This is a genomic window from Aphanizomenon sp. UHCC 0183 (genome assembly GCF_009712065.1).
In the GTDB taxonomy this organism is placed as follows: Bacteria; Cyanobacteriota; Cyanobacteriia; order Cyanobacteriales; family Nostocaceae; genus Dolichospermum; species Dolichospermum heterosporum.
This window is the reverse complement of record NZ_VILC01000015.1, coordinates 1-25,807: the sequence shown is the minus strand read 5'-3', so window position 1 is coordinate 25,807 and position 25,807 is coordinate 1. Positions and strand designations below refer to the sequence as shown.

The 25,807-nt window shown below is 39.1% G+C and carries 15 protein-coding genes; 9 read left to right on the top strand and 6 right to left on the bottom strand.

The genetic code is table 11. From position 1 onward, the window contains the following. The first annotated feature begins 88 nt into the window (after nt 1-88). The 3 genes from FJR37_RS07360 (at nt 89) to FJR37_RS07350 (ending at nt 4,722) form a co-directional block, all read left to right on the top strand. Complete coding sequence (locus tag FJR37_RS07360; RefSeq protein ID WP_168465677.1) at nt 89-1,906, top strand: hypothetical protein; 1,818 nt, start codon at nt 89-91, stop codon at nt 1,904-1,906. 221 nt (nt 1,907-2,127) lie between these two features. Next, nucleotides 2,128-3,258 carry a zinc-binding alcohol dehydrogenase family protein gene (locus FJR37_RS07355; RefSeq protein ID WP_168465676.1) on the top strand — a complete coding sequence of 377 codons (1,131 nt, stop codon included), beginning with the start codon at nt 2,128-2,130 and terminating at the stop codon, nt 3,256-3,258. 15 nt (nt 3,259-3,273) lie between these two features. Beyond that, nucleotides 3,274-4,722 (top strand): MBL fold metallo-hydrolase, encoded by a 1,449-nt coding sequence (locus FJR37_RS07350; RefSeq protein ID WP_168465675.1) that lies wholly within the window; start codon nt 3,274-3,276, stop codon nt 4,720-4,722. Between the two features lie 32 nt (nt 4,723-4,754). Here the strand turns inward: FJR37_RS07350 and FJR37_RS07345 are convergent, their stop codons facing one another. From FJR37_RS07345 to FJR37_RS07325, 5 genes are all read right to left on the bottom strand, one after another. Next, nucleotides 4,755-5,849 carry a hypothetical protein gene (locus FJR37_RS07345; protein WP_168465674.1) on the bottom strand — a complete coding sequence of 365 codons (1,095 nt, stop codon included), beginning with the start codon at nt 5,847-5,849 and terminating at the stop codon, nt 4,755-4,757. A gap of 526 nt (nt 5,850-6,375) precedes the next feature. Further along, the gene (locus FJR37_RS07340; protein WP_168465673.1) at nt 6,376-7,284 is read right to left on the bottom strand and encodes an FkbM family methyltransferase; all 909 of its coding nucleotides are present in this window, start codon (nt 7,282-7,284) and stop codon (nt 6,376-6,378) included. 11 nt (nt 7,285-7,295) lie between these two features. Further along, nucleotides 7,296-8,750 (bottom strand): MBL fold metallo-hydrolase, encoded by a 1,455-nt coding sequence (locus tag FJR37_RS07335; RefSeq protein ID WP_168465672.1) that lies wholly within the window; start codon nt 8,748-8,750, stop codon nt 7,296-7,298. A gap of 110 nt (nt 8,751-8,860) precedes the next feature. Beyond that, nucleotides 8,861-12,148, bottom strand: a complete 3,288-nt coding sequence (locus tag FJR37_RS07330; RefSeq protein ID WP_168465671.1) for a type 2 lanthipeptide synthetase LanM family protein — start codon at nt 12,146-12,148, stop codon at nt 8,861-8,863. A gap of 602 nt (nt 12,149-12,750) precedes the next feature. After that, entirely contained in the window at nt 12,751-13,083 is a 333-nt protein-coding gene (locus FJR37_RS07325) for a Nif11-like leader peptide family RiPP precursor (RefSeq protein WP_168465670.1), read from the bottom strand. 318 nt (nt 13,084-13,401) lie between these two features. Between FJR37_RS07325 and FJR37_RS07320 the strand changes: the two genes are divergently transcribed. The 5 genes from FJR37_RS07320 (at nt 13,402) to FJR37_RS07295 (ending at nt 21,249) form a co-directional block, all read left to right on the top strand. Beyond that, the gene (locus FJR37_RS07320; protein WP_168465669.1) at nt 13,402-13,917 is read left to right on the top strand and encodes a cyclic nucleotide-binding domain-containing protein; all 516 of its coding nucleotides are present in this window, start codon (nt 13,402-13,404) and stop codon (nt 13,915-13,917) included. Nucleotides 13,918-14,163: 246 nt separating this feature from the next. Further along, nucleotides 14,164-15,795 (top strand): NHLP bacteriocin system secretion protein, encoded by a 1,632-nt coding sequence (locus FJR37_RS07315; RefSeq protein WP_168465668.1) that lies wholly within the window; start codon nt 14,164-14,166, stop codon nt 15,793-15,795. A gap of 181 nt (nt 15,796-15,976) precedes the next feature. Next, nucleotides 15,977-18,214, top strand: a complete 2,238-nt coding sequence (locus FJR37_RS07310; protein WP_168465667.1) for an NHLP family bacteriocin export ABC transporter peptidase/permease/ATPase subunit — start codon at nt 15,977-15,979, stop codon at nt 18,212-18,214. A gap of 316 nt (nt 18,215-18,530) precedes the next feature. Beyond that, nucleotides 18,531-19,790 (top strand): RNA-guided endonuclease TnpB family protein, encoded by a 1,260-nt coding sequence (locus FJR37_RS07300; RefSeq protein WP_168465666.1) that lies wholly within the window; start codon nt 18,531-18,533, stop codon nt 19,788-19,790. Nucleotides 19,791-20,064: 274 nt separating this feature from the next. Beyond that, nucleotides 20,065-21,249: a hypothetical protein gene (locus tag FJR37_RS07295; RefSeq protein WP_168465665.1), complete on the top strand. Its 1,185-nt coding sequence runs from the start codon at nt 20,065-20,067 to the stop codon at nt 21,247-21,249. 534 nt (nt 21,250-21,783) lie between these two features. Here the strand turns inward: FJR37_RS07295 and pheT are convergent. Continuing rightward, on the bottom strand, nt 21,784-24,219 hold the full coding sequence (gene pheT / locus FJR37_RS07290; RefSeq protein WP_168465664.1) for a phenylalanine--tRNA ligase subunit beta: 2,436 nt from the start codon (nt 24,217-24,219) through the stop codon (nt 21,784-21,786). Nucleotides 24,220-24,542: 323 nt separating this feature from the next. On the opposite strand from pheT, the gene FJR37_RS07285 reads away from it, so the two are divergent. Next, complete coding sequence (locus FJR37_RS07285) at nt 24,543-25,238, top strand: Uma2 family endonuclease (protein ID WP_039203170.1); 696 nt, start codon at nt 24,543-24,545, stop codon at nt 25,236-25,238. Nucleotides 25,239-25,807: the final 569 nt, after the last annotated feature.

The following is a 25,807-nucleotide window of genomic DNA, read 5'->3' as shown; positions in this document are numbered from 1 at the left end:
CTTTTGACTTCTGCCTTGGGGTAATCCAATCACTGGCTGTCCCTACTTTTTAAGAGTTACTAAAAAACCTACAATACTTAGGGTCACAATGTTAGTTTCAGAAATTCTTTATACCTTGCCTGCCCCCTTGGAATGGATGGTTTTATTTAACCTTTCGCCCATCCGTAGTTTGGTAAATGAAGATGTCATTAAGGCTATGTACCATTTGCCTATGGAGATTGATTTAACTCCTTACAGTCATGTGGTGTTAGCTAATTCGGGGCGATTTTTAGCATTAGCTAACCAATCTAGATTAGTTGAGCCTGTTTCTGGCAAAGGTTGGTCTCGTGAGCGGATTCACCATTCCCTATTTGATCGCTTTGCCGAGCAATTGGGATTATTTCCTGTTGATGAAGCGGATTGTTTGGGACTAGGGCAGTTAGATTCTTACCCTCCGGTTTTGTTGCATATCAAAATCCAGGAGGGAATAGGTCAAGCTCAGGCTATTTTCCAGCAAGAACCCTCTAGAGAACACTATGAATTATTACAAGTTGTCGGAGTCAAGTTTTTGGGTGGAGAAGCCACAGGAAAGTATTATTTAGCCCAATTCCAAAATCGGTTACCAGTTCATATCCATGCGGGAATCTTGTCACACTTTAGTCGCACCGCCCATTGCAATCTATTTTTCCTCCAGCATGGTAATATCGATCCACTATTAGAGGGTGGTTTGCTCAAAGCCGCCGAAGTTCGGATAAATTGGGCAAAAAATCGCAGTATCAACGCCGTAACTAAATTAGCGCAAGAGGCTTGTCAGCATTCACTGGCGATGATTTGCCAATCACCACCCCCAAATCCCAATTTTGAATATGGTGATTTAGTGCCGCTAGGTTTCGTATTGAACGCTTTGAGCAAAGCTATCAGTATAATTGATGGATCAGAGTTAATTGTAGATGCACATCAGGGATTGAGTCAATTTTTAGGGAATCAGCGTCAGGATAATCTGTGGGCTTTTCACTCGAATCGCTTAATTACCTCAACTGACTCGGCTTTAATCTTACAAGGATTTAAAGATGTAGATGCTGTAGAAGCATTAGAACGTTTTGCTGATGGTAAGGGAGGATACTATCCCCAACTATGGTCTACGGACAGTCAGCCTGGAACGATGGTATTTGATCAAAGCTGTCGTCACTGGTGTCAATCTGACTATGCTACAACCTGCATGATTAAGGCACTCAGGCAGGATGCACAGTTAGAGACTCGAACTTCATTAGATTATTTAGCAGCGGGAATGTCTAGCCGTAGTGGTTTATATTTTGCTAACCCCTATTTGGTAGACTGGGTTCTAGCTCGTGCCATTAGCCAGGATCAATTGGCAGTAACCTTGCAGCAACAACTGCTTTCTGAGGTTCTAGCCAGCATCAACGACGACTATTCCTTTGGACAGTATGACATTGCTCTTTCCACGGCTTTGGCGATTTTGATTATGGCAGCTTTGGGATTTAGGGGCAGGACAATGCGGGCAGCGCAAATACGGTTATTAGAATTTATAGATACTGAAGGGCTTTGTCCTGTAACTATTCCTTTCTATTCCAGTCTCCGTTTAGCTGATAATATTCCCAATAGAGATTTACTGAATCTATCGCTAATCAATGCCTTTGCACCAAAAACCGCAAGTCATCAGCAGCGACAGATTAGAAACATTGAAAATCAGTATCATGGTATTTCTCTTTATTGGGATGTGCATCGGTGTATTTCCACATCTTTAGTGGTTCTAGCTCTATCAGAACCCTGTCACCCCAATCAACAGGATTTACCTGATAGCCAACAAAATGTCCACCCCCGTTACCGTTGTTATAATCACTGTGAATATATTGCTAAGTTTGCCCTTCCCCCATATTTAACTACCCAAGAATTGGTCAATGTTTAACTGTTTACCAGATTTCAAAGAAGTTTGGGTAGAATATAAAGTCGTTAATTCCCCAGTGGGGTAGACAAACCTCTCAAGAGTCATCTTGAGACTACAGTGAAGCAGGAAATAAACACTACGATTATCAATGTCCAGATATGTCTAGACTTGGGTAGTTCTGGGTAAGTTTTATAGAGCGGTAGTTCATAACATTGCCTTTTGTCATTTACCAACTTAAGCTGATGAGAAGCATATCTATTTGTGGCAAAAATCTCCAAAATTCCCATGATTTTAGGAACATTGTGCAAACAATCGAAATTGAGGGAGTTAGTGTATTATGTGGATTGATCTATACTAAAGATCCTGAATTTGATCCAAAAGACCCAGAAAACAAATTCAAAGTTTTGGTGAAGAAACGCGCTTTTTCCTGTAACTATCGGGACAAAAACCTAATTCTCAAAACAGCCTGTCATTCACCAGAAGATCGCTTTTATATAGTGGGGTCTGATTTTGTTGGGGAAGTAGTGGATATTGGTGCAGAAGTTACAAATTTTCAGGTTGGCGATCGCGTCATTGGCAATAACAGTTATCCTGATTCCGGTGTACCTGGGTTGTTACCAGGGGTTCCCACCAATAATGCCTCCAAAGAGTACCAAAGTTTCCATCAGGCTAAACTCTTGAAAATACCACCACAAATATCAGATGAGTCGGCTGCGGCTTTTAGTATTGGAGGACAAACGGCATATAGTATGATTCGGAAATTGGACATTCAACCTGGAGCTAATGTCCTGGTAACTGCCGCTAAGTCCAATACATCATTATTTGTGATTAACGCGCTGAGGCAGTACGATGTTAACATTTATGCCACATCTACTTCTCGGTACTTTGAACAAGAACTCAAAGACATGGGACTTAAGCAGTTGATTCAGGTAAATTCTGATGATGATAGCTGGTTGGCATCCCCAGAAATGGCACAAATTTATGAGCAAATAGGTGGCTTTAACTATATCATTGATCCTTTTTTCGACCTGCATATAGGTAAGATTATTTCTCTATTTGTTCCCCGTGTTGGGGGTAAATATATTACCTGTGGACTATATGATCAATACTCTCAATTTACAGGTAAGGACTTTGAATATCATGGGTTGCCATTAGGTCAAATATTGCTAACCATGATGTTGGATAATATTCATCTCATTGGCAATTGCGTGGGGACAACTGAAGATCTACAACAAGCAATCGAAGACTGTGCAACGGGATGCTTCCCTGTAATTATAGATTCTGTCTTCACAGGCAACCAAATTAAGGATTTTTTTGACCGCACTTACAACGCCAAAGAAAGATTTGGCAAAGTTATTTATCGATACAAATAAATTAGGGGAATAGCAATGCAAATTGAAATGATTGGTCATGCAACTATTTTCATAAAAACACAAGACTGCAAAATCTTGATGGACCCTGTGCTGTGGGACCCTTTCTGTGAAGGACTCAATGAATCTTGTCCCAAGCGGGAAGTGATACCTGAAAAGTTACCTGAATTTGATTTTCTAGTAATTTCTCACCAGCATTTGGATCATTTTGATATCCGTTCTTTGGCTTATTTACCAAAAACAGTCGATGTTTTCATTCCTCAAGATAAACTCATTCAAGATTGTTTACACCAGCTTGGGTATACTCATATTTATCCACTGGCCGACTTCACCACAGTTCGGTCAGGAGCTACTACTTTAATGACAACTCGTTCTGAGGTGCGAGTTCCTGAATTTGGTATGGTCTTCGCAGATGATTCAGGGGTTTTCTGGAACACAGTAGATACATATTTTGCTCCTGAAACCATTCAGAAGGTGAGAGCATCTTTTTCAGAAATTGATTTTCTGCTGACCACTTGGCACATCAGCATGGAAGCCAAATTTCAATATAACCAGAGGATCTCATTCCCCTTTGAATTATATAGTTATCTATTTAATTTGATTGGTTTAATTCAGCCGAAAGCGATCGCACCTGGAGCCAGTGGGTTTAAATACATTGGTGCATCTTCCTGGCAAAATCAATTGGTGTTTCCTGTCACCCGTGAGCGATTCTGCTATGATTTGCAAAGGGCTTTTCCCGACTTGACAGAAAATATCTTTCAATTAGATCCCGGTGATCAATTAATATTTAATCGCGGTGAATACCATTATATGAATTGTAAATCTGAGTATGTAAAAATGCTCATAGATAATCGTGAATCTCTGGTATTTAGTCCAGTCATGTTTGGCAATAAACAAGTTGATTCAAATCCAGAAAATTATGATTTAGAGGAGATGAAACAACAAATTAAAGAAAAAATCTGCCTGGATTTAACTCAATTTATTATAGACAATCAGACTTCTCTGTTCCAAACACATTGTCAATGGCAGGTTATTTATCAGCTAGAGATAACCTTCCCAGATGGTTATCAAATATGGAATATTGATTTTTCTGAGGAAACTATTCGGGCAAAACCCGGACGTAACCCATTAGCTAATTTGTTCTCCTATATTACAGCATCAACTTTCTATAGTTTGATTCAGAGGAAACACAATTGGGATTATTTGACTTGTAGTGGAGAGTATCGGACGTTTCATAAAATCTATGCCATCACTCAGGAGGAGATCAATTCTGCCGAAACAATTAACATTGTAGATCCTATTCAAATTAAATTCTCTTCTAATTATATTGCTGATAACAATATTTATGAAGAATTAGCCAAATGGGTTTCATCTAGCCAGAACTTATCCCCAACGGAAGAAGAACCTTCCATGATTTGTTTAGGTAATCTTTTAATGAAGCGTAAAAAACAGAAACAAACAAGTTAATTAATCAAGGTTTTAGTTCGGTTGAGCAAATCCTATTTACTGAGTAAGGAATGCGTTACCCAACAATAGGCTTTCGCTTCAATAGCTTGCTCAGATTGATAAACTACTTTGATATGATGCAATCCCCTCATAAATACATTTTCATAGTTCTTACCCAAGAACTGGGAAACCTTTAATAAGTGTGAGGGCATCATATCCCGATGTTGTTTTTCGCGCACATATCCCGGATATGTCAAAAGAGCCTCTTGTTTTTGAGGCAGACACAGCCCAATTTTCACTAGATAATCCAGAAAAGACATCCACCGAGGTTCAAATTTTGGTTGTAGAGGCAAGTAGCATTCTAGTCCAATTTTAGCAGCTACTCCTCCTTCACCGACATCTATATCTAGATCAATTCGTTCTGTGTAAGTTGATAGTTCCTGCAATAAAATTTTCAAGTTATCAATTGAACCCGACCAACCTATTTGACTGAGATATTCTATAATTTGTTCTGGTGATATGCCGCGCAAACAAATTCTGAGCATCTCTGACTGACGAGCTAACATTAGTCCAACTTGAAAAACATAAACATCGGCTGGTAATGCGTTTACGCATTGAAATAGTTTCTGCTCAACGGTAGATGAGAGAGCATAGCCGCGCAACAATGGAATTGCGATTTGATTGACCCATTCGTGAGGATAGGGAATTAGAGTAGATGCAGTAATGGTATGGGAACCAAAAAAGCAACTAGGAATGGGAATCTGATCTAATTTTCCATCAACATCAAACTCTAACCAGATGTTATTAACATGAGAATGGAGGGGGGAATCCTCATTTTGCCAACAGGTTACAAAGTTGCGAATTTGAGACCATACAGGTTCTTGCAACAGAGAATCTGGAAAGGTGGATTCCCCCGCTAATATCTTCTGTCCTACCTCTGCTGCACCAATATATAGTAAAAAATCCGCCTTTGCTGCTTCAATTCCTAAACGACATTCAAATCCAAAAAAGTTGGTAATTTGATTTGGTAGGTAACGGGTGATAGCTTGAATATGTAACCAGCTTTCTGCATCAATCAGTTGACAGGACACATAGGGTTTAACTAAGGCTAAATATTCTGTGAGAGAATTCTCCTGGATCAAGTTCATAATTGTAGAATAGGATAGGTAAATTAGAAGAGATTGAAAATATTTATGTTTTTTCTAGTCCAGGTTTGCGTAAATAAACAAGCCATTAAAAATTAGCAAAAATCTTGTTTAATCTGCCTTTTTAGCCTTTATTATTAATTTTTAATTCCGCCATCTGACACTAAGGGACTTCCAATTAAAAAAATACCCAAAAATTTCTTGTGGTGCGGGACGAAAAGCCCGCTAATCATCAAGGACGGGCAGGATGCCCATCCCACAAAATTGGGTAATATCGAACTGCCAGGGCTGCTGGTTGACTTCGGGCATATATCTAACAATTTTATTTCAGTAAGTAGGTGAACACAATAAAACCAATCTGTGTAAAGAAAAGTAAAATCGCCCAAACCCTCTTCACTCTTGCCTCTTGCCTCTTGCCTCTTGCCCTCCCATAACGACAATTTTCAATGCTAACCTACTTAATACAAATGATAATTGGTAAATTATTGTGTAAGTTTTCCCTTCCCTCTCCTAGCTAGTTAATATTGATTTAGGCGGGGATAAGTCTATCTATCAAGGGTTTTGAATCAAATTTCCATCTTGATTCTCCCATTTGAATTACTTCAATTGCACAATCTGGCAAGCAAAATATTTCCATTAAGCTAGCCAGCTTCAGTATTTTATTTTTGTCCCATTCCATAGTAATAGAGTCAGATTTGATTTCACCTACAAAATCTTTGAAATATAGAGCTTGACCCCACAGCACTTGACCAATTTCAGTATTCCCAAATTCTCCCGAAGGTAGAGAGAGTGTTTTTCTGGCATGGCGATAAATGCTTAAATCAAACAGATGAAAACCCAGAGAATTGAGAAATAAATCAATTTCACTAAAGGTCGGTTGAGAGCGTAATGATGAGTGAAATAGGACTTCAAGGCTTACTCCTAAAACAGACTGTTTCAATATGTTTTCCGCACCTTGTAAAATATGTAATTCGCTCCCTTCCACATCAATCTTAATAAAATCAAGGCTAGAAATATCTTTTTGCTGAACGAATAAATCTAAATTAATAGTGGTAATTTCAGCAGTGTTAACTACTTCCAAGTCTTCTGAATGTTCAGATGGAAAGCGATCTAGAAACGACCTATTGGCTGGATAAAAACTAGAGCCGCCTGGATAATGACAAATGAAGAAAGTCTTTGTTTCTCTTTGCTTGCCTAATGCAACAGGATAAAGTTGATAGTTTTTATCAGCAAACTCCTGATTCAATCGGTTGCATTCTTGGGAATCAGGATCAAAACCTATGAAGCGAGCTTGTTGACTATAGCAATGCCAATGGTGTTCTATGCCCCCTCTTGCTCCAATATCACAAATAACAACAGGATCTGATGCAAAAGCTTGCAGGTGTTGCACCAAAAATTGAGTCATTTGTGGCTGAATATTAATCCGAGTATGGGCCATTCTATTCTCCTTTAATATAAGATTCCACCACAGGGCGCATCACTGTTACTGCTAAAATAGCCATCACCAATTTTCCAAGGAATCACTTGAGTTGAGCAACCAACTTTTTCAAGTTCAGCTATCACATCTTTAATTAGGGATTCATCACTTCCAGTGTATTTTCCTAATTCAGCCCAGCTATGGGCATAGGGTAAACAAGCCTTTGCACCTACAATAGAGCAGATTTCAGCAACACCTTTAGCCCCCAATGTAGCCAAGTGAAATCCATCGGTCTTATTAGTGACAGAAAAAATCTGTGGGTTACTGAGTAAATTGCCGACGATATCTGCTCCCCAACTAGAAAGATCAGTACCAATTGAGTTGTAGGATAGGGATAGGAAATTACTCAACACCTGATCAACTATACCAAATTTTTGTCTTACATACTCTGCAACATCCCGCATAGATCCCATCGGATCATTGCCGGCATCAATCAAAAACCAAGAGGTGTAATCTGGTGTGCGTATTAGATAGGTATTACCCCAGTTGCGTAAATCTGGATGTTTGGGTTGGTTATATTCAGGAACTAAAGGTTGCTCTCCATAAAATGGCAACACATTAATTTCAATATCCCCGATCACAATCGGTTCTGCATACCAATCCACAGCTATGACATGATCAAATCCCAATCCTTCCAGGCGGGCCTTCATGTCTTCGCAAGTGATTGAACCTCTAGGCACTTTAGGCACAATGATCGGGATTTCCGGGGCAAACTGCATCAGTGTAGGTAAGTTCCAATGGTCATAATGACTATGGGAGATGAGAATAGCATCTACAAACCCTTCTAGCATGGCACGGGTAATATCTTGCTTCAGGTTTGCTAGTCCATAGTTGGAGTGTAACTGAGGATCAACAAGTATTCCCGTTGTCTTTGTGCGATAAAGTAATGCAGCGTGTTGTAAGCGAAAAACTCCTGATGTTTCTACTGGCACTCCTCTGGCTGGTTGGGGTTGGGTTTGGACTACATGAGACTTAATCAGCTTATCTAATAAGATGATCATATCATCACTCACTTGTTGACAAATCTGATCATAGTTAAATTTGGCTTGACCACAAAGATAAAGTAAGTAATGTATATCTGGCAAAACTGACTGTTCTTTAATTATTTCTCTCACACCAACAGGGAAAAATTGAGCCAATTTTGTATTATTAAAGGACAAAGATACAACTGGATTTTGCTCAGGAAATAGTAAAGGTTCTTTGAGGGAAAAACTGGCGGCGACGTTGCTAGGATCAATATCAAAAAAAGTTTCGGCTATGGTCGGATACTTTTTAGCCGCATCAGCAATTACCATATCTAGGTTGTCAGATTTAACAATCTGATCCAATATCTCTTGAATCAAGGGTTGGACGGTATAGCCAAGATATTCACTAGCAGTTAAAGCTTGTAATTGCGCTCTTTTGGTAAACGAAATAACTTTTTCCATTTTAGTTTTTTCCTAAAAATATGTGAAAACAATCAATATGTATAGGCAGGATTCAGCAGTCAGAAATCAACAGTAAATAATCAAAGGAAGTCGAATGCAACTTTGGTGAATTATTGCCACAGCAACACAGAGGGTAACTGATAAGGATCAGCTAATCTCAAAATTTCGTAACCAATACCAGACAAGCCATGAAAGAAGCCAAAATTCATAGGAGAGAAACTCTGAGTAGACAGGGTAAATTTTCCCTGATCACGAGCATTTTCTAGAACAATTGCTGTAGCTTGATGAGCAGAAGTTAACAAATTAGGACAATTCAAGGTTTGAGCCGCTATTAATAAGGTTTCAATTCTCCCAAAATTTCCCCAGCAGAGGGAATCTACCCCCCAAATCATATACTTTTGCGTTGTTTCCAAGGAGATCGCAATTTGTTGACGAATATTATCTGTATCTAATACTGATAGTCCCCCTAGCCTAGCTAAAGCAATACCTGCGGCTCCTTGCGCCCAACTTACTTGAAACTTAGACTCCTGGGAGCGCAGATCTAACCAGTTTTGTACATCTGGGCAGAATTTTGTTTGTTCATAGGCGATCGCTTCCTTTGCTGCTTCTAGCCATCGAGTGTTCTGGGTGAGAGCATATAGCCTTAACAGAGCATAGCTAATTCCTGCTGCACCTTGAGAGAATCCTGTCAAATGGCTATTACGCCAAGTTTTCCAGGCTCTTGGTTCATTTTTATTACCTGTTTGATGGTTCAGTAAATGTTCTCCACAGGCGATCGCCAATTCCCATACCGGAGAAGATGATAGATTCTCCGTGGCTGCTAATAGGCTTAGAAGTCCCAGAAGGGTGCCAGCCGTTCCCCCGACGACATCAAAGATATTATCGTTTGTAATCTGTTCTGGGCTGATCAGGGTGGCAATTTCAGTTGCTGTCTTTAGTAGTCCAGGTTCATGAAGTAATTTACCGATGCTAACAAGGCCGTAAATCAAATATCCCATACCTTCAGCCTCACCCACCCCTAAGGTCTGGGATAATTTATCATGTGTTGGCCTTTCGAGTATTTGATGAAGTGGATTTAGGATTGTTATGGACAAATCCCGCCATTGTGAATCTCCAGTAGCCTTGGCTAAGGCTGCTAGAAATAAGCTTACTCCTACAGAACCATCATAGAGGTTTAATCCACTCCCTTGGATATAAAAATTTTGACTACTATGCTGATATCCTATACCCAGCCAATCTATACTGTTGTCAGCGGTTTTTACTAAATGCTGTTGAAAGGCACGAGCAATATTAATCGCTTCATTTAACAGAATGTCTGGAGTAATGATATCTTTTGATGTTATTATATCGGCAGGCGCAGTGATTGTATCCCTTGGAGGCAGATCAGGTTCTTCTAAAAATCGTGAGTAAAGGGAAAGAGAAATCACTTGAATTTGAAACATTAAATCTGTTTCATTTAGAGATTGAATATTCTCTACGACTAGATCAAAGCTCGATTTTTCAAATAGATGGGGAATGATAGTTCCAGCCAGATGCAAATCCAGACTGGAAGTATTAGCATTAAACATAGGAATGTCCAGTTGTTCTATCTGCTGTTTTTCTGCTGCTAAAATTGGCCAAAAGTTAGGTTTATTAGAGCTTGTCAAAAACGATCGACTCAATACATCTAATCCCACACTGCGAGCCATACCAACTTCCATGAAATCGGGTGAGCATGAATTTAGTAAAATTGTTTCATAGATTCTCGTATTGCGAAACACCAACCGACATTCTTGATTAGCAAAAGATGTTAGTGGGCTGTTTTGAGATAGCAGTTTTTCCCGCTGCTCCATCACCCAGTGATACATCTGTTCAAATCCAGTTATTATCTCATTGATAAACTTTTTAGGTTCTACAGCCACTCCATCTAAAGTTGGTACATTGGTTTTAGGCGCAAAGTTGATAGTTTCATAATCTAACTTCATTCCATCAGTGTTAATATGCTGCCATGTTAAATTTGGTACTGTTTGCTCTTCTACTTTTCCCAAACCACTCAGATCAATTGACATGATCTCGTTGGCAAATGATAGTCCCTGCATTGGTAACAGAGCAGTACGCAAGACTGAGTCGGCTAGTTTTTGATCAAGTCGAGAAACATCTTTAGCCAATAATTCTGAATTTTTGATTTCTGGGTGTAGTAGAGTTTCCATATCCACTAAAACTGGATACTCACCACTAGCAATCAGGTTTTCGTAGTGGCAGTCGTTCCCTTTTAGAACATGAATCAAGCACATCAACATTCCCGATCTTTGATAAAATCGCTGTACTTCATCCTCTGTATTGCAGGATAAGGATTCAATATATTCTGCCCAACCGTGAGTTGAGCAATCTAATGCTTCTGGAAATCTGAAGGACAAGTCAATTCCTTGTTGATTGCACCATTTTAATAAATTACCAAAGGCAACTTCTAAGCCAATACCTTTGGGCTTGTAAATTAGCTTCAGTCCTGTGTCAAAGGTAAGGGCAGCTACTGTGCGTCCCCGCTTATGACCATCCGAAAGTCCGACCGCAATATCCACAACCTGGTTTAAGGATTGATGAGGAGAGAAATGCTGTTGAATTACTAGCCAATCAGTTACCAGTCGTTTCAGCAGTTCAGAAGTAGATTCTACCCAGAATTCAATGGTAATTGCCACCAACCGACCAAGAACGCTATATTTCTCAAATAGGCGGAGAAACCCATCCCCCATAAAATTTTGCAGAAATTCCTGGTATTTATCGCGTTTAGAAGCTCCCTGGACTGAAATTATCAAAAAATCTCGTAAGGCATTTCCTGATGTCCGAAATTGACCAAATTCTTGCATTAAAATAGGGGCGAATATTCGCGCCAGAGATTCTAATAATCTCCGTTCCAGTTTGGCTTGAACGCCGCCTACTAATAGCTTATTGTATTGTTCAAACTGCTCTTTCAGTTCATCCTTAAGCAACTTCCGGGCTACTTGCAAACATGGCAGATAAAAGTCTTCAAATGGAATTGGTTTTTCGGGAATGATAGCTGCTTGCAGTTCTGATGAGTTTTGAGATGAAAATTTATGTGCCGCTTCAGTAACTTGCTTCAGTGTCTTGAGCCAAGGAGGTAGTATTACTGATTCTATATTAGCGTATTTACCAACCAGTAACCTAACTGTTTCTTTGCTTAATCCATCCCATGTTAGCCGCTTTTGAAATTTTTCCTCATCTCCTTTAGCAGCAATCTGACACCAAAATCCTAGTCTGTTTTGGATTTCTATTTGCTCATCTTCTGTCAGGTTGTTGTCAATCAACCCATGATCTGAGAAATTATTCAAACACTCTGATAAGGAACTGGCTTTGATCGCAATCCTCTTGAAAATATCTGTTGATGAATCTGTTAAAATCATAGGTCTGCCATCAAAAATAGACAATTAAATTAATTTATCAAGCAATACCTTATCCATTTTTTGTAGGTCGGGTTAAGCAACAGCGCAACCCGACGCTCATGTTGGGTTTCATGCTTCAACCCAACCTACAAATCAAGACTTTTTCTAATTTGGACAAGGTATTGTCAAGATACAGCAGTTATCGGTATTATGAAGTACAGATATTAATGATAAAACTCTTGTGGTGCGGGCATCTTGCCCGCATAAGGTGTACCTCACTCAAGCTGAACTTGCTGTATTACGTTTACAGGAATACCCAGTAAGCGTCAGAGGATGTTTGAAAGGTTACCGGTCTCTTATTCTAATCGCCATAGTGTAATAAATTACACTCTTTAAACACCCTCTAAAGCTTAGATTATGTACCAAATATCTTAAAGTTTTGTTAATAACAAAATAATGGAAATATTTGGATATATTAAGAAATCGCCAAAAACCCTACTAAATAAAGGAGTAATTCGTGAATTACCCCTACTTTCAGAACCGGAAGTGCGACCTTCACACCATCCAACTACGAGAATCTTAACCGTTCCATAAAACTTACCACACTGATTGATAGATGTGGTTTAAACTCTTATGTCCTTGTGGGAAAGCTGGAAGGGTGGATTGCCGCAGATTCTTGGTTTCATAATAATGCTCAATACCTTCCGTATTCCCCCTGCTACTGCTTCGAGTTCTGCATCAGAGAGTTCACCAGTAGCCTGGCTTTGAGCTAGTTCTGCTTGACGCTTTTGGATTTCAGCCCACAGTTCTTCGGACGAGAACTCATAACCCTTAGAGTTAGCTAGTGCTGTCACTGCTTCCCGATCATTTTCAGATTCCAATGCTTGACCCAACTCAGCTTGCAGAGTTGCATCTTCTCCAACTTGGTTTAAAAAATCTTCAACATTTTTAGACATAAGACTCCGAATGCCCCCTTAGTGCTTTACTAAATAGTGAACGTAAATGAATAAAGGGGTAATTCGTGAATTACCCCTACTTTCAGAACCGGAAGTGCGACCTTCACACCATCCGACTACCAGAATCTTAACCGTTCCATAAAACTTATCACACTGATTGACAGATGTGGTTTAAACTCTTATGGCCTTGTGGGAAAGCTGGAAGGGTGAGGATAGAATTGGCGCAGATTCTTGGTTTCATAATAATGCTCAATACCTTCCAAATATCCTCTAAAAGTCTAATGGAAAGGGCAACTTAAGGATAGTGATATTGCTTGGATGGTGAGCAATGGTGTAACAACAAAGGCGAGACCAGGAATTGCTTTAATTGAACAGGGGCAAGCAGTTCCCGCAGTTTACTTACTCCTAGAAGGAATGTTAGGTATTTATGTTACTGTTAACAACAATGGGGCAGTGGAGGATAAAGAAATTGCCACCCGTGTCAAAGGTGAAATTTTAGGTGAAATGTCCTTTGTTGATGGCGGTGTAGCTTCTGCTAGTGTGAAGTCAATAGAAAATGCTTGGGTGTTGGCGCTACCCCAGAAAACTCTGACAACTAAATTCCAGGAAGACCGGGGTTTTGCTCAAAGGTTTTATCATTCATTGGTGATCATTTTATCTAATCGCTGTCTAGATTTATTAATCCGGGGTAGTTTGGCAAATTTCACTCCAGCTGCGAATACGATGCTATCGGAAGATATTGAAGTCGAAGATGAACTGGATATGGATGTACTGGAAGGAACAGCGATCGCCGGTAGACGTTTTGATTGGATAATTAAACAACTTCGTCGTTAGCATTAGAAATCCTTTTTCTGTGACTAGGTTGATGTTAAAAAATATCGCCGTGGCAACGCCAGGGTTAACGATGGAAGAGTAAAAAAGTTTTGGGTATTTTTCCATTTTATTTTGTTGACATTTTCTCATCAACCGTTTTCATTACATTCTGATAGAGAGAAAAATAGCCATGTCTTCTCCTTTGTTAAAAGTCCTCAATTACCTACTAATTAACTATTCTCACTGAATAAGCAAGAACAGACAATTATGGTTTTTAATCACGATAAGAATCAGGATAAAGAAGGTATCTTCCGTCAAGAGTCTCTAGAGCGGTTGTCTTCCCCAGAACGTTTAGATCAACTCATGCAGGTTGTAAGACCACAAGATTGGCTGATACTGACGGTGTGCGGTGGATTAATAACAACTGGTTTGATTTGGAGTTTTATTGGTCGTATTCCTATTAACGTAGAAGGGCGAGGTGTATTAATTGAACCTCGACAAGTTGTTGATTTTCAATCCTCTATTTCTGGACAGTTAAAATCTTTGCACGTCAAAAGTGGGGAATGCGTCAAAGAAAATCAAGTTTTGGCAACAATAGATCCAGTTGATTTAAAACAGCAATTACAGCTAACAAAAGGTAAATTGGAACAGTTAAAAAACCAATCTCAAGAGTCATTGTTATTAGCTAATGAGCGAATAAAATTAGAGAAAAGTACGATCATTGCTTCTAAGAAAACCCTGGAACAACGGTTGCAAGATGCTCGCTCCTTGACTCCAATGTTAAAAGCAAAAGGTTTAGATGCGATTAAAGAACAGCAAACTAATCTTCGGGAACGCTTAAAAGATACTCAAACTCTTACCCCTCTGCTTAAATCTCAGGGATTAAAAGCTCTGGAACAACAACGAATTAGTGTTAAACAACGCTTAAAAGACTCAGAAAAATTAGTTCCCGTACTCTTAGAAAAACTTAGGAAGCGCCAAGAACTTGTATCTGCTGGAGCAATAGCCGCAGAATCAGTATTACAGGCTGACCAAGAGTACAAACAAGGACTTCAAATGGTATCTCAATTACAAACTGAGTTGAAACAACTGGATCTAAACGAGACTCAAACCCAGCAAAATTACTTACAGAACCTGAGAGTAATTGGCGATATTCAAGTGCAGAAACAACAAATGGTTTTGGAAAGTACCAAAACAGAACGGGAATATCTAGATAATTCGCGTTCGATTAGTGACATTGAATCCAAGCTACAGGAATTAGACACCCAGGAGAAACGTTTAGCACAAGAAACTCTCGAAAATAGGAATCAACGCAATAAAGAAATTCAGGAAGTTAAGCGAGAAGTTAGTAGATTAACGCAGCAATTAACCCAAAATAGTCGGATTTTAAGCGCTCAAAATGGATGTATTTTAGAACTTACTGCCACTGCTGGTCAAGTGGTGCAACCAGGTACTCGTTTAGGAACTTTCAAGGTGGGGAATGGCAATGATTACCCTAGCATAACAGCTTATTTTCTTATTAAGGATGGTAAACAAATCCGTTCAAATATGCCTATTTCCGTCACTCCTGATACTGTGCAAAGAGAACGCTTTGGGGGTATTCTTAGCAAGATTACTAGTGTTTCTGCCCTTCCTATCACTAAAGAAGGTGCAAATTCTTTAATTGGTAATTCAGAGGTAGTAACGAGTTTAATTGGTTCCGAGGGTGCAGCCATTCAAGTTAATGCAGAACTAATCGTAGACCCAAATAATATTAGTGGCTATAAGTGGTCATCTTCAAAAGGTCCTGAGTCGAAAATTACTTCAGGTACTACAGCTTCAGTGCGTGTCACCGTCGAGGAAAGAGCGCCAATTACCTTCGTTCTCCCTATCCTTCGAGAATTAGTAGGTATGAAATAAGTAGGTTAGCATTGAAAATCGTCGTTATGGCACTAGGCAAGAGGCAAGAGGCAAGAGGCAAGAGTGAAGAGGGTTTGGGCGATTTTACTTTTCGTTACATATTTCGGTTTTTTTCCGTCCACCTACTTAATCAAAAATTCCTATCACAGTATTTAGTAGTTTCACCTTTAAAAAATTCAAAATGCAATTAATTAATAAAGTTGTCAAAAATTTTGACACCAAAAAGTCCAATTCGGAACAGCATAAAGTGCAAAATGGCCGCGTGAAAACGCCAACACTTTTACAGATGGAAGCCGTGGAATGTGGAGCAGCCGCATTAGGAATAATACTTAGATACTATGGTTTAATTATTCCTTTGGCAGAGTTGCGAATTAGCTGTGGTGTTTCTCGTGATGGTTCTAAAGCCTCCAATATGTTGAAAGCAGCGCGTAACTATGGGATGCAGTCTAAAGGATTTAAAAAAGACCTTACCCAACTCAAAGAAATTAAAGCACCTTACATTATATTTTGGAACTTTAATCACTTTCTCGTTGTTGAGGGATTTGTCAGAGATCGGGTTTGGTTAAATGACCCCGCGACAGGTCCGCGTAGCGTGACAATTCAGGAATTCGATGAGGGTTATACAGGTGTGGTTCTCATTATGGAGCCAGGACGAGAGTTTAAAAAAGGCGGTTACAAACCTAACATTTTTAAAGCCTTACTAACTCGACTAGAAAGCTCGTTTACTGAACTCTTTTTTTGTATTATCGCTGGCTTTTTGCTTGTCATTCCTCAATTAGCATTAGCAGCAATTAATCAGGTATTTGTTGATGATATTTTGCTGCAAAATCGAACTGATTGGTTAAGACCCGTATTAGTAGGCATGGGATTAGTCATAGTTTTACAAGCAATTCTGACTCTATTGCAATTGTGGAAATTGAGATACTTACAACTCAAGCTTTCTATAGCTATGACTAGTCAATTTGTCTGGCACATTCTGCGTTTACCTATTAATTTTTACGCTCAACGCTTTGCTGGAGAAATTAGTAATCGAGTGAGTTTTAACACCAAAGTTGCGGAGATGCTATCGGGTAAATTAGCGAGAACTGCTATTGATGTAGTTATGTTACTCTTCTATGGTATAGTCATGTTTGCCTATGATTGGGTACTAACTTTGATTGGTATTGTCGCTGTGGCTATCAACATCGCAGTATTAAGTTGGGTTTCGCGTCAGCGGGTTGATACCAATATGCGCCTAACTCAAGATTATGGTAAGATTGCCGGGGTAGAAATCGCTGCTTTGCAAGGGATTGAAACTATTAAATCTGCCGCCTTAGAATCTGATTTCTTTAGTCGCTGGGCTGGATATTATGCTAAAGCCACGAATTCTCAACAGGAATTGAGTAAAACTGACCGACTGGTAGGACTCTTACCACCTCTACTCAATCACCTTACTTCTATGTTACTGATAGTCATTGGCGGTTTGCGAGTCATTGACGGACACCTAACTATTGGAATGTTAGTGGCCTTTCAGTCTTTAATGGAGAGATTTCAAGAACCAATTAATACTTTAGTGGGGTTAGGTAATGAAATTCAGGAGTTAGAAGGGGATATTAATCGCTTAGATGACGTACTGTCTAATAGCATCAACCCAGGACTACAAGAACACACAAGCAACAAAGATTCTATTCAATATGCTACGCCTAGCAGTTACCATTCTTTGCAGGGATATGTGGAGTTACGCAATGTTAGCTTTGGTTACAGCCGAGTTGAAGAACCATTAATTGAGAACTTTAGTTGTATTTTGAAACCGGGACAACGGGTAGCTTTTGTTGGTGGTAGCGGTTCAGGTAAGTCTACTCTTTCTAAACTGGTAACTGGACTCTACGAACCTTGGCAAGGGGAAATACTATTTGATGGTATTCCTCGACAAAATATTCCTCGTCCCATTTTAAACAACTCTCTAGCAATGGTAGAGCAAGAAATTTTCTTGTTTGGAGGTACTGTACGGGATAACTTGACGCTTTGGGATGAAACTATTACCAACACTCAGTTAATGAAAGCCTGCCAAGATGCTGCTATATTAGATGTAGTCATGGCTATTTCCGGAGGATTGGATGGTAAGCTATTAGAGAATGGAGCTAATTTGAGTGGTGGCCAGCGCCAAAGACTAGAAATTGCCCGTGCTTTAGTTAATAATCCTAGAATTTTAGTCATGGATGAGGCAACTAGTGCCCTCGATACAGAGACTGAAAAGATTATTGATAGAAATATCCGACGACGGGGTTGTACTAGTATTATTGTTGCTCACCGCTTAAGTACAATACGTGATTGTGATGAAATTATTGTGTTGGAAAAGGGGAAAGTTGTACAACGGGGAACTCACGAAGAGATGAGAAATACAGAGGGTTACTATGCTAGGTTAATTCAGGCAGAATGATTTCTAGGATTCTGGCGATATCTGCTATTAAGTAAAATCAAAATTGTCTAGTACCATTGGTTACTGTAGAGTCTCCAGCTATGACCAAAAAGATGATTGAGAACGCCAAAAACAAGTAGTGGAATTATAGTAGTTTTGAGGGGGATTTAGCTTAACCGACAGAAGCCCCACGACTGACCCGAAGGGCAGCGGGGGATGAATGGCGCGGGAATTAACGACAGTTTTTCGACCAATGCGATAGCAAGGGAGAAAAACATGGAGGCAATTCACAAATCTTGTGTTATAGTTTTTTATAGTAAATACTTTTCACTCTAATATGTTAAGAGTAGTCAAAGTCAGATTATATCCAGATGCCCAGCAACAGCAATCATTGGCACGAGCCTTTGGCAGTTGTCGTTGGCTATGGAATTATTTTTTGAATTTGATGAACGAAACGTACAAAGAGACAGGTAAAGGATTGTCTGGATACGAAGTTAAAAAGACAATCCCTCAACTCAAGAAAGAACATGAGTGGTTGTCGCTAACTTATTCTCAGTGCTTGCAACAAGTCTGCTTGAATCTGGGGGTTGCATTTAACAATTTCTTTGAAAAAAGAGCTAGATACCCCAAGTTTAAATCCAGACATGGTAAGCAGTCTATTCAGTATCCTCAAAATGTCAAGATTGCCGATAATCAATTAATCCTACCGAAAATAGGGAAAGTATCAGCAATTATTCATCGAGAGATTGAAGGGAAGATTAAAACTGTAACTATCACCAAAAATTGCAGTGAGCAATATTTCGCTGCTATTTTATTTGAAGATGGTAAAAAGAAGCCAGAGTCAATTGTCGAAGGTAAAGCAATAGGCATTGATTTGGGATTAACTCATTTTGCGATTACCAGTGATGGCTCTAAGTTTGATCACCCTCGAATACTGAATAAACACGAGAAGAACTTAAAGATAAAACAACAGCAATTATCTAGAAAACAAAAAGGCTCTAATAACCGAAATAAAGCTAGAAAGAAAGTTGCTAGAGTCCATAGAAAGATAACTAATTGTCGAGAAGATTTTCTCCATAAACTATCTCGTAGGATAGTCAACGAAAGCCAAGTTATTGTGGTAGAAAATCTTCATGTTAAAGGCATGATGCAAAATCACTGCCTAGCCAAATCTATTCAACAAGTTGGCTGGGGGATGTTTTGCACCATGCTTAAATACAAAGCAGAAAACGAAGGGAAGATTTATCAAGAAGTTGATAGATTCTTTCCTTCGTCGAAAACTTGTCATGTATGCCTTAATCAAGTGGGTAGTTTGCCACTTGATATAAGATTCTGGACTTGTGAAAAGTGCCAGACCAAACATGATAGAGATATTAATGCAGCGATAAACCTCAGAGATGAGGGACTACGAATTTTGACCTCTGGAACGGGGGATAAAGCGATGAAGTGTGGTCTTGGGGGTTTCCCCCATGAACAACTTCATCAAGAAGCCTGTCGCCCAGAAGTAAGTCGCAGTAATAGAGGACGAAAGAAGTCTACTACTGTGCTTTCTGTTGGGCAGGAAGCCCACACTGTACCGTCAGGTCAGTGTGGGTAGTTCACCTCAAGATGTATTGGAAATAACCACAGTATTTTCTGATAGGCTTTATGGGTCGAGAAGTCATCAGAACAATAGAGCGTTTAACATTAAAAATTGATGGACTCACAAAGGCAGCAAAAAAATCAAAAGTAAGCGCAATTGCAATACCTGTCGTACTGGTAGTTGCCTTGAGCGTCTAGGAGGATAATTGACTATCCTTTTTCAGCAGGTCTTAAAGAATCTGCGTGTCTTTAGACAGCAGGGTGTCAATTTTATATCTAACCTGATCACTATGCCTACTGAAAACAATTATCGCGCTCAAGTTTTATTTGACTTAGGTGCAACTCCAGCAGAAGTTACAGAACTTTTAGCCTACAACGAAAATATTTTTCATTCCCCAAATTTAGCAAATAGTAACTTTCCCTTAGAATCAGCGCCGCATATCACTGATTGGCAACGTTATCATCAAGAAGCGGAAGATGTAGGTGTGTTTACTGTCCTAAGCTCTGCTTTAGTACAGTTTCAATTTCCTATTCGAGCAGGAATTAGTGAAAATGAAAATTACCGCGCTGTTACTCGTAAGGGACAGTTTACAGATGGAATGGCAGAAGCAACGGGTTTAAAATTAGAAAAACCAGAAGAGTTACAATTACTCATTCATCCGACTTTAGCAGGGGAAATACCCATTTTAATCACTGGATGTAGAGCCGATTTTATTAGTTTAGTCCAGGCATTAACGAAACGCAATGAACCTGTAGCTATTTCTGACTCAATGGGAGCAACTGCGGTTGGAGGTTTCAACAACTGGGAACGTATTCGGCATTACCGGAAACAATGGGAAGTAGATCAAGAAAAACCCGTAACCGAAGCTGACTGGCAAGCTGAATTTCAGCGGTTAATTCCCCAAAAGCATCTTTACCAAGACTTTTTTATTATTCTCAGTCATGGCAATTATAGTGCGGTTGTGGCTGAAGATTTAGGACTAGAGGAAGCAGAATGGTTGCGTTTATCTCTAACTATTCGCATTGAGCATGAATGCTGCCACTATTTTACTAAACGGGTTTTTGGCTCGATGCGAAATAATATGCTCGATGAACTAATAGCTGATTATCAAGGTATAGTTGTTGCTAACAATGGGATCTATCGTGCTGACTGGTTTTTGCGCTTTGTGGGTTTAGAAGAGTTTCCCCATTATCGAGAAGGAGGAAGACTAGAAAATTATCGCGGGAATCCGCCTTTATCGGATGGGGCGTTGAGAATTTTGCAAGCTTTAGTCAAGCAAGCAGCAGAGAATTTAGAACTATTCAATGCCAATCATATCGCAGAATTAACAACTAATGAAAATCAGGGGCAATTGATCACGGTTTTAACTTCCTGTACTCTGGAAGAATTAGCAGCAGCAAAAGGGGCTGTGTTGGAGGAAATTTGGCAAAGCCGCACTTACAGATCTGATATTGCTAATCTAAAGTTACATTGAGGTTTGTCTCACGCAGAGGCGCAGAGGGTAAGAGTTTAAAAAACTTAACATTGATTTATGTGCGGTGGACATCTCCGTAAAAAAATCTGAAACCCTTAACCTGTCTAGGCGAAAACTTAATTCCTGGAGATGTATGGTATTAATGGTGACGGATAAGACGTTTTTGGGCTTGGTAGATGCTAGAATCGGTGTAATTAGGGCCTGCTGAATAAACCGAGAAGCTAAGTAGGTGAACACAATAAAACCAAACTGTGTAAAGAAATGTAAAATCGCCTAAACCCTCTTCACTCTTGCCTCTTACCTCTTGCCTTTTGCCTTGCCATAACGACAATTTTCAACGCCAACCTACTTAGACAAAGGAAGAGATACAGGAGGATAGAAAGTGGATAAAGTGGGAGAAAATAAGATGTAATATCCCCGACTTCTTTTTTAATTGTGTCAATAAATGATAAATTAATCAAATTAATCAAATTAATCATAGAAGTCGGGGACTGAAAAGATTAATATTTCAGCGGGAAACAAAAACCGGTGTTATTAACTTCTCAAATTGACACCAAACTTCTCCACCAAAGCAGAACGCACTTGATTATGAACTGGTTCAATTTCATTTTCAGTGAGAGTGCGATCGCTGGCACGATATACTAACCGAAAGGCTAAACTGCGTTGTCCTGTGGGGACGTGTTCACCCCGATATTCATCAAACAATTCCACAGAATTTAACAACCCTTTCCCAGCTTTATTAATAACTTTTTCCAATTCGGAAACTGTCACTTTCACAGGGGCAAAAAACGCCAAATCTCTGTCACTAGCTGGATAGGTAGAATAAGAACTGAATTTGGGAACTAGCAAATCATCATGATCCCAGGCATCCAACAGAGCGTCTAATTCCAATTGAAACACATAAACGGCTTCTGGTAAATCTTTCTCTCGACGTAATTGGGGGTGAACTTGTCCGAATGTTCCCAGTCTATTACCTTTTACCCACAATGAAGCTGTGCGTCCAGGATGTAAGCGAGAATCTCGATTTTCGGGTTGAAATTCTACCACTAATTTTAGTTGTTTAAAGACACTTTCTAAAATGCCTTTGGCTTCAAACCAAGTAATCGCTTCTTCCTTACCACCTCTTGACCATTTACCGACAGTGATATCACCACCAATAATTCCAGCCAGGATTTCCGCTTCTTGTAAACCCTCTTCTTCGCGCCAGAAAATCCGCCCGATTTCAAAACCGTTTAATGCTCCATTTCCTTGCTCTATATTATATTGGAAAGCGGTAATTAAACCGGAAATCAAATCAGTGCGTAAAGCCGAATATTCAGCAAACAAAGGGTTACTTAAAATGATCTGTTTATCTTCACCTGGTTTCACCAAAGAATAATGAATTAATTCAGTCAAACCTTCAGCGCGGAGATAAGCGCGTAACCTGCGAATTAATTCTTGTTCTAAAGATAGATAACCAGCTTCGGATTTTTCTGGTAAAGTATCACAGAACTTATCATAACCATATAACCGGGCAATTTCTTCAATTAAATCAATTTCCCGTTCTAAATCGCGGTAACGATAGGGAGGTACGGTAACTGTCCAATTCCGGTCATCAATTTTGGCTAATTTACATCCTAAAGCCGTGAGAATTTTTTCGACATCTTCTGGTTGTAATTCTCCTGTTTCCGTCCCCAATTCAATCGGACCTAACACTTCATTAACTTTATCTAAACGCAGGTTAATAGAATGTGACCAGGTAGAAGCATCTGGACGATAATCGGAAATTTCTTGTTGAACAATCACACCCGCAGCTAATTCACTAATTAAGGATAAAGCGCGGTGACAAGCTATTTCTAATTCAGCGCGATTTACGCCCCTTTCGTATCTACCAGAAGCCTCACTTCTTAACCCCGCACTGCGAGAAGAACGGCGAATAGCCACAGAATCAAATAACGCTGCTTCTAAAACTAAACTTTGTGTACCTTCATGAACTTCTGTTTCTATACCACCCATAACACCTGCTAAAGCCACCGCTTGATTATTAGCGGTAATTAATAAATTTTGGGTTGATAAATTGCGAATATTTCCATCTAAGGTTTTTAAAGTTTCCCCAGTTTCTGCAAACCGCACACCAATGATTAAATTTTCGCCGCCACCTACAGATTGTAACCGCTCTTTATCGAAAGCGTGAAGAGGTTGTCCTCTTTCTAATAAAACGTAGTTAGTGATATCAACTACATTATTAATTGGTCTGACTCCAGCAGCGCGTAAACGTTGTTGCAGCCATTCAGGAGAAGCCGCAATTTTGATATTTTCGACAACTGTACCAATATAAGCAGGACAAGCTTGGATTTCAGAAATTTTTAAAGTGATGCTTTTCGCAGTCTTGGTATTTTCTACTTCTGCAACTGGGGGAATTGATAGTTTTCCGTCAGTTAAAGCTGCTACTTCCCGTGCAATACCCACCATAGATAAAGCGTCAGCCCGGTTAGCAGTAGCGGTGACATCTAAAATCACATCTTCCAAACCCAATAGGGGACGAACATCACTACCCACCACCATGTTTTCTTCAGGGAAGATATGAATACCGTCAATATCAGTGGGTAAACCTAGTTCTTTTAAAGAACATATCATCCCATTGGAAGGAACACCACGCAGTTTTGCGGGTTTGATTTTTAAATCAATGTTGGGTAAATAAGTTCCTGTGGTGGCGACGGGGACATAGATATCTGCGCGGACGTTCGCAGCACCGCAAACGATATTTACAGTCTCAGCAGCCCCAATATCTACGGTACAAACGCTCAATTTATCTGCATTGGGGTGGGGTTGACGTTCTAGCACTTTCCCCACAACTACACCATTAGCCCAAGTGCGGCGGTCTTCTATATCTTCTACTTCAAACCCTGCCATTGTCAAGGTTTCCGCCAGTTCTTCTGGGGTGAGTTTGATTTCTACGAGTTCTTTTAACCAGTTTAGAGAAATACGCATGGAGTCTGTTTGTTGAGATTTGTCTTTGGCTCTAATTTTATATATTAAGTGAAAATTATGAGATTTTTTGGTTTCATCTACAAGTAGAGATATTATCTCAATTTTATATGAGACTGCACAGAATCATGAAATCCATGAATTCATCCGTATTTATCTGCGTTCATCTGCGTTTATCTGCGTTCAATAATTCTTGAAATCTGATTCTATGCAGCTTCATCTTAATTTAGTATTACACAAAAAGCCTCTACATTTTTTTCACCGGATGTCTATTATGATTAATTTAGTAGATATCAGAATCTATTCCTATGGGAGATATGTCCAATATGGTACAGCAATTATCAGCAGAAACCACACCAGAAATCATCTACCCTGACAGCGACGGTCAACCAATGGCAGATAATACGAAACAATATGAATGGATTGTTAAAATTAAAGAAAATTTAGAAATATTATTTGCATCACGAGATGATGTATTTATTGCTGGAGATTTACTTTGGTATCCTATCGAGGGAAGTGTCAAAACTTGTCAAGCACCTGATGTTATGGTGGTGTTTGGTAGACCAAAAGTAGATAGAGGTTCTTATCAACAATGGAAAGAAAATAATATTCCTCCTCAAGTGGTTTTTGAAATTTTATCACCGGGAAATCGTACTCCCAAAATGATTAATAAATCGCTTTTTTATCAACGTTATGGTGTGGAAGAATATTATATTTATGATCCTGATACTATAGAATTATCTGGATTTATACTTGCGGAGGATGCTTTTACAGTTGTCGAAGATATTAATGGTTGGGTAAGTCCAAGATTGGGAATACGTTTTCAAATTACACCTGATAATTTAGAAATTTATTATCCTGACGGAAGAAAGTTTCTCACATCTTTGGAACTTAATCAACGTGTTGAACAAGAATATCAACGTGCTGAACAAGAACGTCATGAGAAAGAAGTAGCTATACAGCAGTATCAGGAATTATTAGCCAAATTACAAGCAAAAGGAATTGATTTAGAAACTTTGTAATCATGTAGGGTGCGTTAGCGCAGCGTAACGCACCGTTTTTAACTAAGTGTATATTTATAGTGTGTCAGAAAAATGTGAATAAATTACTTAAACATATATAATATGAAATGGTGCGTTACGGCTAAAGCCTAACACACCCTACTATTTATCGGGGGAATTATGACAGATACAAAAAACCCAAATAACCATAATGAAATATTTAAAAATAGTCTTGGTGGTAAAATCTGGAGTTTAGACTAAAGCATGAAAAAATGACCCAGAAGGACTGAGTTTACAAATTACATAGCTCAAACTAGAATCATTTACCAACTCCATGTTATTGTTTTGATAGTATCTCCTATTTTTTAATCGAAGATAGAAATCAAGCATTTGCATTATTATCTATTTTAAATTCTCAGCTTTTAGAATGGCGTTTTAGTTTAACAAGTACAAATAATCATGTTAGTACATCAGAAATTGCTGTTTTACCAATTCCTAAAATCTCCTTTACTACTCCCCCAGAAAAACATCAAGAATACCTAGAAAATACAATTAACCTTTACGAACAATTCCAAAATAATCAAAATGCT